This window comes from Flavobacterium sp. 316, assembly GCF_000967805.1.
In the GTDB taxonomy this organism is placed as follows: Bacteria; Bacteroidota; Bacteroidia; order Flavobacteriales; family Flavobacteriaceae; genus Flavobacterium; species Flavobacterium sediminilitoris.
This window is the reverse complement of sequence record NZ_JYGZ01000009.1, coordinates 3323-17624: the sequence shown is the minus strand read 5'-3', so window position 1 is coordinate 17624 and position 14302 is coordinate 3323. Positions and strand designations below refer to the sequence as shown.

Sequence of the window (14302 nt, the reverse complement as noted above, 5' to 3'; positions counted from 1 at the left end):
TTTCAACCTAAACTATTATACTTATTTACAGCAAAACATAAGATTTCTGTAGCGCAAAAAAACAAATTATCTAATTAACTATTTGTCCCTTACACTAAAAAAGGGGAAATATCCGCTATAATTTACAGGCACAAGCCTCTTTTAATCAATTATTTACGTAATTATCTTTACATAATTAAGACGTAAGCCGAAAAGTCAACAATAGAGTAGGCAATCTAAAAACTTTAAAAAATGAAAATTAAAACAATCAGCTTAATCGTAAGTCTTGCATTGGGAGTACTTATACTGTCGCAATGCAAACCTAAAAAATCATTGTTGTACAATGAAACAGGAAATTATTTGGTTGATGGAAACTTCCTCATCCAAAACACAAAAGAAATCTCTTCGGGAGATATTGACAAATTACTGTCTTTAAACAAAGAATATGCCGATCGCATTCAAGGAGCAGCGTTTCTATCCTATATTGTGCATACGCAACGAATTCAGTTCCTTCAACGAATTCAAAAACTAGATAGAATATCCAGAATTCAAAAAATCAATTTTATCCATAAAGGCTGTTTCGAAAAAGCAGAACTTAATTGGGCTCAATTTGGTAATCTAAAAGACCAATTAGATCTTATTCTAGACAAATACAAACCCACATTAATCAATGGAAATGTATCAATTACAAACAATCGAATTGCAACTAGAGCTACTAAAATGAGCGACAAAGATATTTCTACCTTATCAAGTCTTTCTATTTATGGTCTTAGTGATGCTAACATTTGTGGAGACTTTATGGGAATTAACAAATTTTCAAGAATCTTATTTAGAGTAAATACCGTGACACCTGATAGAGATTTACAAACTCGTTTAAATGGCATAATCAAACAATACCGTTAAAAACACCACATAAGACTGGTGCAAACCAGTCTTATACTTTAAAACACTACATCATGAAAAGAAAAGCACAATTAGCTGGCATTTTTACAGTTATTCTATTAGTTTTCACAGTAGGATTAAAAGGCACATTTGATGGTTACTATGGATTTTATTATTCTGAGAAAGAATATAAAAAACCACTAGCATTTACTCTTTCAGAAGAAATAATTAAGCTAAAACCTGTGAGCATGTTTCTATCTTATACCGGTTTCGATACAGGATATAGTTTCTTTGCTCCAAATGTAGCCAGTGACTTTGTTTTATTATTTGAATTAACAGATAAAGAAGGCAATACAATTGAAAATAGAATTATGCCTACGTTTAAAAACAAAGAAAGTATCACTAGATATACTTCCGTATATAATATGTTTCTAGATAAGATTTCTACTGAAGGCGGCACAATGAAAGACACTAAATACCAACAATACTTAGACATCATCATCAAACAAATTGCTGTTTCTGTAAAAAAAGAAAATCCAAATACCAACAAAATCATAGCTAGACTATATCTATATCATTATCCTGATTTAAAAAGTTATAAAGAAGGAGAAAAATCAGAAAGACTTATCCTTATTGGCGAATACAAATAAATATACAAATGAAAAAACTATCAAAATTTTACAACAAAATTGAAGGCTTTTTCTTCGATTCTTCGAATAATACCGAATTCTTATCCTTTTTTAGAATTGCCGCTGGAATAGTTATATTATTGCACTTCATATCAATATTTAATGATTTCGATCTGTTCTTTTCTAGTAAAAGCATAATCCCTTCAGATATCATGGCCACTTTTAATCAAGATTGGCAATTAACTTTCCCCATACTAGTGAAACAGATAGAAAGCATAGGAATCTCAGAAGCAACCACAATTATGATTACTAAAACTGCATATATCTTATTATCTATATGTATCATTATCGGTTTCTTTTCAAGAATTAGCGCTTTTATCCTTCTCTTTATTCAAATTTTATTAATGAAAGGAAGTACCTTTTTTATTTATGGCGCTGACTTTTTCACCAGTATGTCTCTATTTTACTTAATTTTATTTCCTTCCGATGCTTATTTTTCCATTCGTCATTTTTTTAGACCCAATAAAAAGAAAGAATATAATTATATGCCTGTAAAACGACTTTTCCAAATACACATTAGCATTGCTTATTTTTTCTCAGGTTTTGACAAGCTACTAGGATTTAACTGGTGGAATGGTGAATCTATCTGGAAAGCCATTCATTTACCTTATGCCAATAGAGATTTTAATTTTGACTTTTCATGGATGGCTGACCACTCTTATATTCTTGTTATCATAGGCTGGTCTACTATAATAATAGAAATGTGCTATCCTTTGTTTGTATGGATTCCAAAGACAAGAAGATTATGGGTCACTTTAACTATTTCAATGCATATCGGAATTGCTTTAGTACTAAATCTATACTATTTTTCAGCCATTATGATTGTGTGGAATCTAACAAACTTCTATTTTGAAAACCCAGCTACAGTTACCAGCAAACATTCCATTTTTAATTTTTTGCAACGTAATAAAAAGAACACATTGACACTAACTTGATTTTAACATCAATTAAAAACCATTTTACTTTCAGACTTTTATGATATATACATTTCCAAATATTCAAATTTGCTTTCTGTAAATAAGTAAAACACATTACACTAAACAAAAACGACTTGAAGATATTATCCTGAAGCACCAAATCAAAGTAACTCTGGAGAGAAGCCCACACCTCTACTTTTGAAAACTAACAGAAACAAAAAAAGCTCCAAACATAGTTTGAAGCTTTTTGTACTCAAGGCGGGACTTGAACCCGCACGGGCATTACTACCCACTGGATTTTAAGTCCAGCGTGTCTACCAATTCCACCACTCGAGCAAATATTATTGGTATTATTTAATAATATATTTCTTTTTTTAAGAACTTGCAACAAGATTATTACCTTATTGCGAGCGCAAATATAAAACTTATTTCTTTCTCCTCCAACCTTTCTTTACAGAAACTTATTTTTTTCTATAAATAACAACTTATAAAATATCCAGTCAGTATTTTTATTTTATTTTTTAACTTTTATTTATGCAAATAAACTATTTTTTAACAAGAAAAAACAATATTTTTGAATAAAACAAGGTAAAAGCTCAACAACCTAAAAAAGTAAGCAAAAATTAAACTTTAAAAACATGAAAAACTTATTAAGACTAAAAGATGTTTCAGAATTAAGCAAACAAAACCAAAAAGCAATTGTTGGAGGAGGTCCAATCAAAGCAATCTGCCCTCCAGAACCACCTGTATGCCCAGAAGAAGACCCAAATTGTCAAGAACTAATTGATTACATAATTTGCGTAAATAGATAAAAAAAATAGGCTACTTTAATAAGTAGCCTATTTTTTTTATCTATTTACAAGTTGAATTTAAGCACGTTACTTTTCAAAAAAACTCTATTTCAGCATCATTTCTACAATTATATTTCTTTAAAACTTTTAGAAACAAAAAAAGCTCCAAACATAGTTTGAAGCTTTTTGTACTCAAGGCGGGACTTGAACCCGCACGGGCATTACTACCCACTGGATTTTAAGTCCAGCGTGTCTACCAATTCCACCACTCGAGCAAGTATTTTTATTGATAGTAGAGCGAAAAACGGGGTTCGAACCCGCGACCTCGACCTTGGCAAGGTCGCGCTCTACCAGCTGAGCTATTTTCGCGTTTTGCGTCTTTTAAAGAACTTCACAACACTTGTTCTGTATTGCGAGTGCAAATATAAAACATATTTTTATATCTACAAGAGTTTTTTTAATAAAAAGAACAACTTTTTCACAACGTTTTGATTACGAATAAATTATTTTTTAACCAGCATTCTTTTTATTTCATTTAACTTCATTAAGGCTTCAACAGGAGTTAAAGTATTAATATCAATATTTACAATTTCTTCTTTTATTTCTTCTAAAAGAGGATCATCTAAATTAAAAAAACTTAATTGCAATTCTTCTTCAGTTGCTATTTTTGTTCCACTTAATTCGGCTCCTGAATGGTCTTTTTCTAATTTTTTTAAAATTTTCTGAGCTTTTTGAATTACTGTTTGCGGCATTCCTGCCATTTTTGCAACATGAATACCAAAACTATGTGCACTTCCTCCTTTTACTAATTTTCGAATAAACAAAACAGTATCTTTCAATTCTTTCACAGACACATTATAATTTTGAATTCGGTCAAACAAAACTTCCATTTCATTTAATTCATGATAATGTGTTGCAAATAAAGTTTTAGGTTTATTAGGATGCTCATGTAGATATTCTGAAATTGCCCAAGCTATAGAAATTCCATCATAAGTAGATGTTCCACGACCAATTTCATCTAATAAGACTAAACTTCTTTCGGAAATATTATTCAAAATAGAAGCTGTTTCATTCATTTCTACCATAAACGTAGATTCTCCCATTGAAATATTATCACTAGCTCCTACTCTAGTAAAAATTTTATCCACTACACCCATTCTAACATTTTCTGCTGGCACAAAACTTCCCATTTGAGCCAAGAGTACAATCAATGCTGTTTGACGTAATATAGCAGACTTTCCAGACATATTTGGCCCTGTAATCATAATAATTTGCTGTGTTTCTCTATCCAAGAAAACATCATTTGAAATATAAGGCACTCCTATTGGCAATTGTTTTTCAATTACTGGATGACGTCCTTCTTTTATTTCTAAATCAAAACTATCATCTAAAAAAGGTTGGGAATAATTATTTTCGATTGCCAATTGTGTAAAGGAATTTAAACAATCTAATTGAGCTATTAAACTAGCATTATGTTGAACAGGTTTAATATATGTACTCATCCAATTTACCAATTGTTCAAACAATTGATTTTCTAATTGCTGAATTTTATCTTCTGCCCCTAGAATTTTAGCTTCATATTCTTTTAATTCTTCTGTTATATAGCGTTCAGCACTAACTAATGTTTGTTTTCGAATCCACTCTGTTGGTACTTTGTCTTTATGCGTATTTCGAACTTCAATATAATATCCGAATACATTATTAAACGAAACTTTCAAAGAAGGAATTCCAGTACGCTCGCTTTCTCTTCTCTCTAAATCTTCTAAATATCCTTTTCCTTTTGAAGATATTGCTCTTAATTCATCTAACTCTTCATTTACTCCTACCGCTATTGCATTCCCTTTGTTTACATGAACTGGAGCATCACTATGTATCGTGTTTTTAATTTTTTCTCTTAATAATTCACAAGCATGTAGACTATCTCCTATTACTTTTAACGCTTCATTTTTACTTTGCAATGCTATTTCTTTTATTGGAATAATTGCATTTAATGAATCATTTAAATACGTAACTTCTCTAGGTGATATTTTGCCTGTTGCTACCTTAGATATTAAGCGTTCTAAATCTGAAATTTGCTTAATTTGGTATTGTATTTTTTGTAAAACTTCTGGATTATCTTTTAAATAAGCTACTACTTCATGACGATTTTTAATCTTACTTGCGTCTTTCAATGGTAATGCTAGCCATCTTTTTAACAAACGTGCTCCCATTGGCGAAAGTGTTTTATCTATAACATCTAAAAGAGTAACCGCATTAACGTTTGTAGAATGGTATAACTCAAGATTTCGAATAGTAAAACGATCCATCCAAACGTAAGCATCTTCTGCAATACGTTGAATATTTGTAATATGTTGTATTTTGTTGTGCTGAGTTTCTGATAAATAGTACAAAACAGCTCCAGAAGCAATAACACCTTCTTGTAATTCTTCTATTCCAAAGCCTTTAAGCGAATTAGTCTGAAAATGTTTTGTTAAGGTTTCAATTGCATAATCTTCTTTATAAATCCAATCTTCTAAAAAGAAAGTATGAAAATCTTCTCCAAATGTTTCTCTAAATTGTGTTTTATTCTGTTTTGGAACTAGAATTTCACTTGGATTGAAATTTTGCAATAATTTATCGATATATTCTTCGTTTCCTTGTGCTGTTAAAAACTCTCCTGTTGAAACATCTAAGAATGAAACTCCTAAGTTTTTTTTACCAAAATGAACCGATGCTAAAAAATTGTTTGTTTTAGAGTGCAACACCTCATCATTCATCGACACTCCAGGTGTAACCAATTCAGTTACGCCTCTTTTTACAATAGTTTTGGTCATTTTTGGATCTTCTAATTGGTCACAAATAGCCACTCGAAGACCTGCTTTAACTAATTTAGGCAAATACGTATTTAATGAATGATGTGGAAAACCTGCCAAAGCAGTTTCACTATCTGAGCCAGCTCCTCTTTTTGTTAAGGTTATTCCTAAAATTCCTGCTGCTCTAACTGCATCCTCTCCAAAGGTTTCATAAAAATCTCCTACACGAAATAACAAACAAGCATCAGGATATTTTACCTTTATCCCATTGTATTGCTTCATTAATGGAGTTTCTTTCTTTTCTTTAGTTGAAGATGTTTTTTTAGCCACAATATTTGTTTTTTAGTACTGTTTGCGAAGGTAAGAAATTCAATCGCAATCGCAATGCCTAAAAAATATGCTTATTTTAATTTAGCACATGTTCTTTCCTTATTCTTTCTAAATCTGTCTTATTCAGAAATTGATAATTATAAAAAACACCTTCAATATTTTGCAATGTATTTAAGTTTTTCAAAGGATTTTCGTTTAGCAAAATAAAATCGGCAGATTTTCCTTCTTCAATTATACCATAAGTAGCATCATTAAAATAATCGGCAAAATTCACCGTTGCTGCTTTCAAAATAGCATAATTAGAAAGTCCTGCTTTTTTATACAATTGCATTTCTGTAAAAACACTAAACCCTGGAATGGTGTATTTTGAGCTACTATCTGGACTTAACAAGAGCTTAATCCCTACTGCATCTAATTGTTTCAATACCATTAGCCTTTCTTCCATTTCTTTTCCATAGAACGCTAATTCTTTTTCAATAGCTTCTTTTCCTGTTTTTTCTCTATATAATTTCGTTTTTTCTACCCATTCTTCTTTTGTCTTTTCATCATAAAACTCCATACCTGGAATTTTAACAATATCATCTAAATTGAATAAACCATATGCTATTTGATACCACAATAATGTAGGACAAACATAAATATTGTTCTCTTTTAATGCTTTAACTCTACTTTCAAGCTTCTTCGGCTCTCCTACTAAACCTCCTAAATGTTCGATAGAATTAAAACTTGATTTAAAAATAATTTCATCCTCAATCACTATCCCTTTTGGATTACTTATAAAATGTCCTGCTATTTTCATATCGTAAGACTTACAAATACTATCGAATTTTATAAAAAGATCCTGATTTTTAATACTCATCATTTTTACAATGTCAAATTCATCTCCTTTTGCTGTTTTCACATAGGCCATCATTTGCTCTTCCGTTATATCATAATTTCTACTTATAGGCGGAGATGAGAGGTATAATTTTGGTGCCATTATCTCTTTTGAATTGTATTTGTCTCTCCATTTTTTATGTTCCCAAGTTCCTCGCATAGAACGCAATTTAGTTACACCATTCATCAGGTTTAAATCAAAAAAGCGTTTTAAGTCTTTCTCTTCTTCTGGCAAATGAACGTGTGCATCAGCTAATGATGGCATTATATATTTATCTTCTCCATCAATAATTTCCTTAGCTTTTATTCTTGATCTTCCCGATTTTGTAATGCTTATAATTTTACCATTCACAATGAAAACATCTTGATTTTTAATTATAGTTTCTTTATTCATAGGTATAATAGAAACATTTTTAACAACATAGTCTGCTGTTTCCTTTTGAGAAAATGCAATTTGACAAATTAATACTAACGAAAGTTTTAAAAAATTTCTCATTGATTTTATTTAATTGATTTTAATACTATAGCTATTCTTATTTATTCTTTTCGTTTTACTTGATACGGATAAGTTTCATAAAAAATTTGATCTTCATTTATGGTGTATCCGTTTATAAAATCATTTTCCGATTCTTCAAAAACAAGTTTAGATTCTTCTTTTCTTCCTAATTGTGCCAAACAGATTCCTTTGTAAAACTTCACATCTGAAAACTCAGGATATTGCTCTAATGATTTATCAAAAATTGAAATGGCTTCATTCCATTTTTTTTGTTCATAAAGCGTTATACCATAATAAAACAAATCTAAATAATGTGCTGCTTTGTATTTTGAAATCTGATCTTCTATATCAGCTTTAAAGATAGTTGCTGCTTTTTCAAACTCATTCAATTGCAAATAGCTTAACGCAATATGAAAATCGTAAGTATGATCCATCACATAGCTATTTCCTCTCATTATTTTACATCTTTCAAAATCTAGAATTGCTTCTTTATACGTTTTTGCAAAAATACATTTGATGAATCCTCTATAATCTAACCATTTTTCTTCGTCTAGCTTTACTGCTTTATCCAAAAACACCATTCCTGCTTCATACTTTCTGGTTTTAAATAAAGGCATTGCTTTTTGTTGCCATAAATAAGCAATTGTAGAATCTTTTTCCAAGCCAGCATCTAGGCATTCTTGCCATTGTGCCATTTGATAATAATAATTGTATTTCGTAGCGCAATTAGCATAATACTCATCAATAATTGCTTGTTGTTGCTCTTTTTTAGATTGAATTGAGTCCGTTTGCGAAAAAGAAATTATTATACCATATAAGAAAAAAAATAGTGTTAGAAATTTTTTCATAATTTATTTTTGAGCAATATAGAAAACTCCTTTTCTTATTTCTGTTATTGACTTGTTAATAATTGTTATTTAAAATTTTAAAACTTAAAATCAAAAAAATATCTTTGCACCATGAGAAAGTTAGCCAACGCAGAATTAGACAGAAAGAACATAGAAGAATTTAAAGAAGCTGAAAAAACACCTATTATTGTTGTTTTAGACGATATTAGAAGTTTACATAATATTGGTTCCGTTTTTAGGACTTCTGACGCTTTTTTAATTGAAAAAATCTATTTGTGTGGTATTACTGCTGTTCCTCCTAACAAAGAAATTCACAAAACAGCACTTGGAGCCACTGAAACGGTAACTTGGGAATATGCTAAAGATGTTTTAGAGGTTATTACTAAGTTGAAAGAAGAAAAAGTAAAAATCTATTCTATTGAGCAAACAGAAAAAGCAGTAATGCTTAATGATTTTACTGTAGCAAATAATGAAAAATATGCTTTAATTTTTGGTAATGAAGTGAAAGGTGTTTCGCAAGAAGCCATTAACGAAAGCAATGGAGTGATTGAAATTCCACAAGTGGGCAGCAAACATTCTTTGAATATTTCGGTTAGTGCTGGAATTGTTATTTGGGATTTGTTTCAGAAATTGCAATAAGATTAAAATAGTTTGAACTTAAAAAAACCTCTTTTAAAAAAATTAAAAGAGGTTTTTTTAAGAAGTTACTGTTAAAACTTTATTTATAACTCTATTAAAACCGAACGACCGTTATAACCTACTGCTATTATTTTTGTTTCAGAAATAAAAGTTACATCATTCCATCCCGCTACTACAAAATCGTGTTCTACACGACTCCATGTATTTCCATTATCTTTAGAAAGCATTAAGAATTCTGGGTTACTTAAATCATTTGCTTTATTTCTTCCTACAATACAAATTGCTTCGCCTTTATAACTAAGTCTTGATATACGATTATTAAAATCTGTATCCACTAAATTCCAAGTTTCTCCATTATCTATAGTTTTATATAACTCTCCTAGTTCTGAACTGCCATTAATTACTCCATTATTTCCCACTAAAAATCCCAAACTTCCCACAATATTTACATCAGTAGTTTTAATATTCCCTGAAATAGTATTTTTATTCCAAGTATCTCCTAAATCTGTACTTCTAAGAATCGTACCATTATTCCACAAACCACCTGATATCAAAATAGTATTTGTAGATGAAAATTCAATACTTGTAAGTTGATTATCTATTAAAAGACCGCTTAAAACAGTATCACTTTCTGTTGCATCAACCCAAGTATTTCCTGCATCAATTGTTTTATATAATACTCCATTTGCATTTTTAGACCCAACAATATATCCTGTATTAGTATTTGAAAAATTAATATGAGACATAAAAAAATCATCTGTCGCAATTTCTATTCTTTCCCAAGTAGTTCCCCCATCAATTGTTTTTAAAATAAAATTAGCCGTTGTTGTAACATAAGCAACTGTAGGTGACGCTGCATACACACTAATTGCATAAAATCCTGTATCAGAATATATTGAATTCCATGTTACACCTCCATCTGTAGTTTTCAATATAATTGCCGTGTCATTTGCAGCATTTAATGTTACGTCTCCTCCTACAATATAGCCTACTGTTTCATTAGCAAAATATACAGCGTTTAATTCCTTATTTGTATTGGTAACTATTGTAGCCCCTACGATACTTGTTGATGTCCCTCCATCTGTATCTCCATTATCTGTTTCAATACTGTTATCTGACGAGCATGCACCAAATAGTAAAGGAATTAATACTAACTGTAGAATCGTTTTTTTATTCATTTTATTTATCTTATTTTATTAGTTCAAGAAATATTGGTTTATTCTTACAAAAATAAATTATTATTTTAATAAAGCAATTTGATTTATACATCATAAGAATATTCATATTTTCTTAAAGTATTATCACTGTTTGTTTTCCAAAAAGTCTCTGAAATATTCCCATTGAATAGAGCAGTTGCTTTTTCAGGATCATTATAATTGATTTTAAAAGCAAATAAATCGTCCTCAGTGGTAATGTCATTAATACTTTTCAGCCAACCTCTTACGTTGTAAGTACAATCTACTTTTTGGAGTCCTATAGCACTTGGGCTTACATTGGTGCCACCTACTTTTTTACTGATCAATTGTCCTAGTTCATCATAGATATTTTGGGTAATAAGCTGTTCTGGCAGACTGTTTATTTGTTGTTTGTGTTGGGTTACACATGTGTACAATATCAGCCTGTAAAAATGTCCCTGAAATTAGAGAGTATTTCTTAAAAAAAGTTGCAGAAGGAAAAAACAAAATGTTAGTGAAAAATAAATTGGTTCACAAAATATGTGCTTGTGTAAAACAAGGAAATTATATGAAAAATCTTTTTAAAAAAAAATGAAATTTCCCTTGCTTAAATCATAGTAATCTTTAACACACAATATCTTAGTTTTTATCATTTTAAGGCTTTATATAACAGGAAAAGGAACGCAATATTGCGTTCCTTTTCTATCCTTTTCTTTAATTAAACTTTGTTTATCATTGGATTAGCAATTATAAAAACAGGCATCACTAACTTTGAAATATTACCTAAATACGCACTTATGCTTGATTTTATCTAAAAATCATTTTTTTGATATTAGCAAAATACAAGCTAATTTAAAATAATACTCTATATTAATTTATCCGATTTTCGAATACATTGAAACATTTTATAATACAAACAGAAGGCATAAACAATTAAATAATTTAACTATTTTAGAGTATCAAAAATTAATCAATAACAATTTAAAAATGGCAGCTTAGGGTCGATTAAAATTTGTCCACTTTTTTCTAGGAATTCCATACCGAATTGACAGACCTGTAGATTTTGAAACTGAATTGGGTGATTTCTTAGAAAATCCAATTGATTAATTCCAAAATCGATTTTATATAAATGAAAAATCCTAAGCTTTACACTTAGGATTTTCTGTTTTATAGTCTAACCCTTTTAGCAATCACAACCTCAATAAACTCATTTAAGACCTTTTAAATCGTTGGAATGATTGTGTATTGGTTTTATGTTTTGGTGATGTCTATGGGCTTTGTAATGGCTTTGTGGATTGAGGCGAAACGGTTAGGAATCGCCTTTTATTTATTTCCTAAATGACTTTGATACATTACCGTCAATTTTGTACTTTTGATTTTCTCTATTATAAAATCTTATTCTATAACTTTAAGATATGTTTAAAAATTTTTATTTAAAATGCATTACCATAACATTTATTTATTATTTACTAACAAGTGGATTAAGTATATTGTTATATCTAACACTTGGGCGATATTTATTCTTTGAATATCCTAATTATTTGGATATAATTGAAACTATCGTTTATGTCATAATTTTAATCATAATTTTCTTTTTTTTAAAAAAAACAACAAAGACATCTTTATCTAAAGATGTGGAAAAAAATAGCTTAATTAAAATAATATCAATTATTTTTACAATTGCAATTATTTATCGGATTATAATCGACCCATTGTATAGAATAAATATTATTACAGGACAATCTAGTTATCCAACTATTACAGAGCAATTTATTCCAACTAGTAAAAAAATTATTACCTTTTTAAATTTTGTAATTTTAATTCCCATAATTGAAGAAATTGTTTTTCGAAAAATAATTCTTAAATCATTATCAAAGCACCAAAAAACATTAAATTCCCTTTTTATATCAAGTTTTTTGTTCGCTTTAGTACATATAAATTTTTACCCTTTTTCTTTTGAATATGTTAGTTTTATTAATGCATTTTTAATTGGTCTTATAGCAGGAGTTATTTATTTGAAATTTGGGTTGTTATTTTGCATAACGTTCCATGCTTTTTTTAATCTATCATGGTTTATTCTAAATTTAATTTATTATAAAGAATATTGGCAAGGTATTATTTTATTGGATTTCAATTTCATTTATTGGCTTATTATTATGATTGCTTTTTTTTCTGGGATTATTATTCTTTACAAATCAAAAGTATTTAAATGACTTATAGTTATTTACGTCTTTTTACACTATTAAGCGTTTTCTTTCTAAACTCATTCAAACTCTTCATACTATCAATTTGTTTTTGTTTTTCTTTAGCTTGTGCTTTTGGAGTTTCATATTCACCTCTAAGGTAATATCCAAGTTGGGCTTTCCCAACATTAACACCTGTACCTCCTGCCCTAGGGTCTACAGGTGAGTCAGGTTGTATGGTATTTATTGCACCTTCAATATGTTTCTTCTTATAGTCTCCATACTCATTTAAAGAATCCATCTGACCTTGTGTTTTCGCAATATCTCTATCTGTATTAGCTATAGCCTCTTTATGCGCTTCAATAGAGCTATTAAGTTCCATCTCACTTTTTGTATTTTGAACAATTGCATTGACTTGTTCTGGAATAGCAACAGTATCTCCAACATCAACTTTAGACTTTTCAACTCCGTCAACATCGATATATGTCCCCATATTTTGACCTTCTGAATTATGCTTGTAAGTATTAGCTAGTACTTCTTTTGCTCTTTCAAAAGTAATGCCAGCATCTTTAGCTAATGTAGAAGCACTGTCTCCTGCTTCAGCAGTATATGTACCGTCTCCATTTTTAATCCAATCGTTTTGTTCTGCTTGCATTCCATCAGGGTCTACAAAATACATAGGATTGTTATAAGCGTAGTTATATGGTGTCCATCTTCTACTATTCTCCGCCAGTGGGTCAATATTCATCCATCTACCCAAAGCAGCATCATAATTCCTTGCACCATAGTCGTACATGTTAAGCCCTAACTCGTCTTGCAGTTCCTTGCCATTATATTTATACTGGTAATTAGGTTGAGAATTAATAACAGCGCTATTAGCGTGTTTCAGTCCAAAAGGATAATAATGATTTTCCTCTAGTATCGCAGATACAATATGGTCTTCACATRGTGGYGGATTTTCATCTATTTGTGGTGGACAATATTGTTGCAATTCACGACCTAATCTACCATTTCCATCAATGTCACTATAACTCACTCTTACATTTCCTAAATGATCGGTATAGTTAAATACATACCTATAATTCCCTTGATCATATTTTACATAACCTTCTGCATGTGGGAAAAACTCTAATCGACTATTCTTATACTGAAAACCCGATAAATATGTGGTTGTAATTGTTACAGGCGAAGGGAAAGGATTTGTCCAGGTTGCTTCTGGCGTCGATGTTACTCTTTTTTCTACTTTTACTCCTGTCGCATTGTAAATATACGTAATTTTTTTATTCACATCATTGTTAAAAACAATTTCGGTAGGCAAATTCAAATGATTATAAACAATAGCTGTTATGTCTTTGTTTTTGTCTTTTGTTAAGTTACCGTTATTATCATAAGTATAATCGTTGTCGGTATTAATACCATCTTTAAAACCTTGTGGGTTTGCTTCATAATCAATAACTTTTACCAATTGATTTCGTTTTTCCAARTCATAGAAATATTCTAAATTGTCTATGTGAAATGCATAATCAGGGGTATCGGTAGCACTGTATCTATTTAAAGTTATAATATTTCCATTTTTATCGTAGGTCAAAGCTTCTTTATAAGCATCAGGTGCTGTTGCTGCTCCTCCTACTTTTGAATAGTTAGCGTCTAACAATCGATTTAAGTTGTCATAAGAATATTTATATTTTCTTAAAGTATTATCACT

Annotated in this window: 13 protein-coding genes and 3 tRNA genes; 7 read left to right on the top strand and 9 right to left on the bottom strand. The window is 29.9% G+C overall.

The genetic code is table 11. The features are described from left to right. The first annotated feature begins 231 nt into the window (after positions 1-231). From SY27_RS17645 to SY27_RS17635, 3 genes are read left to right on the top strand one after another with little or no spacing between them, the layout of a single operon-like run. The gene (locus tag SY27_RS17645; protein WP_045972883.1) at positions 232-882 is read left to right on the top strand and encodes a hypothetical protein; all 651 of its coding nucleotides are present in this window, start codon (positions 232-234) and stop codon (positions 880-882) included. Between the two features lie 53 nt (positions 883-935). Next, entirely contained in the window at positions 936-1511 is a 576-nt protein-coding gene (locus SY27_RS17640; RefSeq protein WP_045972881.1) for a hypothetical protein, read from the top strand. A gap of 8 nt (positions 1512-1519) precedes the next feature. After that, positions 1520-2485, top strand: coding sequence for an HTTM domain-containing protein (locus SY27_RS17635; RefSeq protein WP_045972880.1), 966 nt, complete (start codon positions 1520-1522; stop codon positions 2483-2485). Between the two features lie 232 nt (positions 2486-2717). Here SY27_RS17635 and SY27_RS17630 read toward each other — a convergent pair. Then, positions 2718-2803 (bottom strand) — tRNA-Leu (locus SY27_RS17630). A 302-nt stretch (positions 2804-3105) separates the two neighbouring features. Here SY27_RS17630 and SY27_RS18940 point away from each other — a divergent pair. Continuing rightward, the gene (locus SY27_RS18940) at positions 3106-3279 is read left to right on the top strand and encodes a hypothetical protein (RefSeq protein WP_161794174.1); all 174 of its coding nucleotides are present in this window, start codon (positions 3106-3108) and stop codon (positions 3277-3279) included. A gap of 168 nt (positions 3280-3447) precedes the next feature. Here SY27_RS18940 and SY27_RS17625 read toward each other — a convergent pair. The 5 genes from SY27_RS17625 to SY27_RS17605 all read right to left on the bottom strand — a co-directional run bounded on the left by SY27_RS17625 (position 3448) and on the right by SY27_RS17605 (position 8600). Continuing rightward, positions 3448-3533: transfer RNA gene (locus SY27_RS17625), tRNA-Leu, on the bottom strand. A gap of 21 nt (positions 3534-3554) precedes the next feature. Continuing rightward, positions 3555-3627, bottom strand: a tRNA-Gly gene (locus tag SY27_RS17620). Positions 3628-3761: 134 nt separating this feature from the next. Next, on the bottom strand, positions 3762-6332 hold the full coding sequence (mutS, locus tag SY27_RS17615; protein ID WP_045972994.1) for a DNA mismatch repair protein MutS: 2571 nt from the start codon (positions 6330-6332) through the stop codon (positions 3762-3764). Between the two features lie 124 nt (positions 6333-6456). Next, positions 6457-7752, bottom strand: a complete 1296-nt coding sequence (locus SY27_RS17610; RefSeq protein ID WP_045972878.1) for an amidohydrolase family protein — start codon at positions 7750-7752, stop codon at positions 6457-6459. A 41-nt stretch (positions 7753-7793) separates the two neighbouring features. After that, the gene (locus SY27_RS17605; RefSeq protein WP_045972876.1) at positions 7794-8600 is read right to left on the bottom strand and encodes a tetratricopeptide repeat protein; all 807 of its coding nucleotides are present in this window, start codon (positions 8598-8600) and stop codon (positions 7794-7796) included. 111 nt (positions 8601-8711) lie between these two features. On the opposite strand from SY27_RS17605, the gene SY27_RS17600 reads away from it, so the two are divergent. After that, positions 8712-9239, top strand: coding sequence for an RNA methyltransferase (locus tag SY27_RS17600; RefSeq protein WP_045972874.1), 528 nt, complete (start codon positions 8712-8714; stop codon positions 9237-9239). Between the two features lie 83 nt (positions 9240-9322). Here SY27_RS17600 and SY27_RS17595 read toward each other — a convergent pair whose 3' ends face one another. Together SY27_RS17595 and SY27_RS17590 are read right to left on the bottom strand one after the other, a co-directional pair. Next, the gene (locus SY27_RS17595) at positions 9323-10417 is read right to left on the bottom strand and encodes a YCF48-related protein (RefSeq protein WP_045972872.1); all 1095 of its coding nucleotides are present in this window, start codon (positions 10415-10417) and stop codon (positions 9323-9325) included. 83 nt (positions 10418-10500) lie between these two features. Then, complete coding sequence (locus SY27_RS17590; protein WP_152640791.1) at positions 10501-10851, bottom strand: hypothetical protein; 351 nt, start codon at positions 10849-10851, stop codon at positions 10501-10503. Between the two features lie 430 nt (positions 10852-11281). Here SY27_RS17590 and SY27_RS19340 point away from each other — a divergent pair, with 430 nt between their 5' ends. After that, on the top strand, positions 11282-11413 hold the full coding sequence (locus SY27_RS19340) for a hypothetical protein (protein WP_369793083.1): 132 nt from the start codon (positions 11282-11284) through the stop codon (positions 11411-11413). A 416-nt stretch (positions 11414-11829) separates the two neighbouring features. Continuing rightward, positions 11830-12627, top strand: coding sequence for a CPBP family intramembrane glutamic endopeptidase (locus SY27_RS19335; protein ID WP_045972868.1), 798 nt, complete (start codon positions 11830-11832; stop codon positions 12625-12627). A gap of 7 nt (positions 12628-12634) precedes the next feature. On the opposite strand, the gene SY27_RS19165 is transcribed toward SY27_RS19335, so the two are convergent. Continuing rightward, a partial coding sequence (locus tag SY27_RS19165; protein WP_045972866.1) for an RHS repeat domain-containing protein occupies positions 12635-14302 on the bottom strand: 1668 nt, incomplete at its 5' end.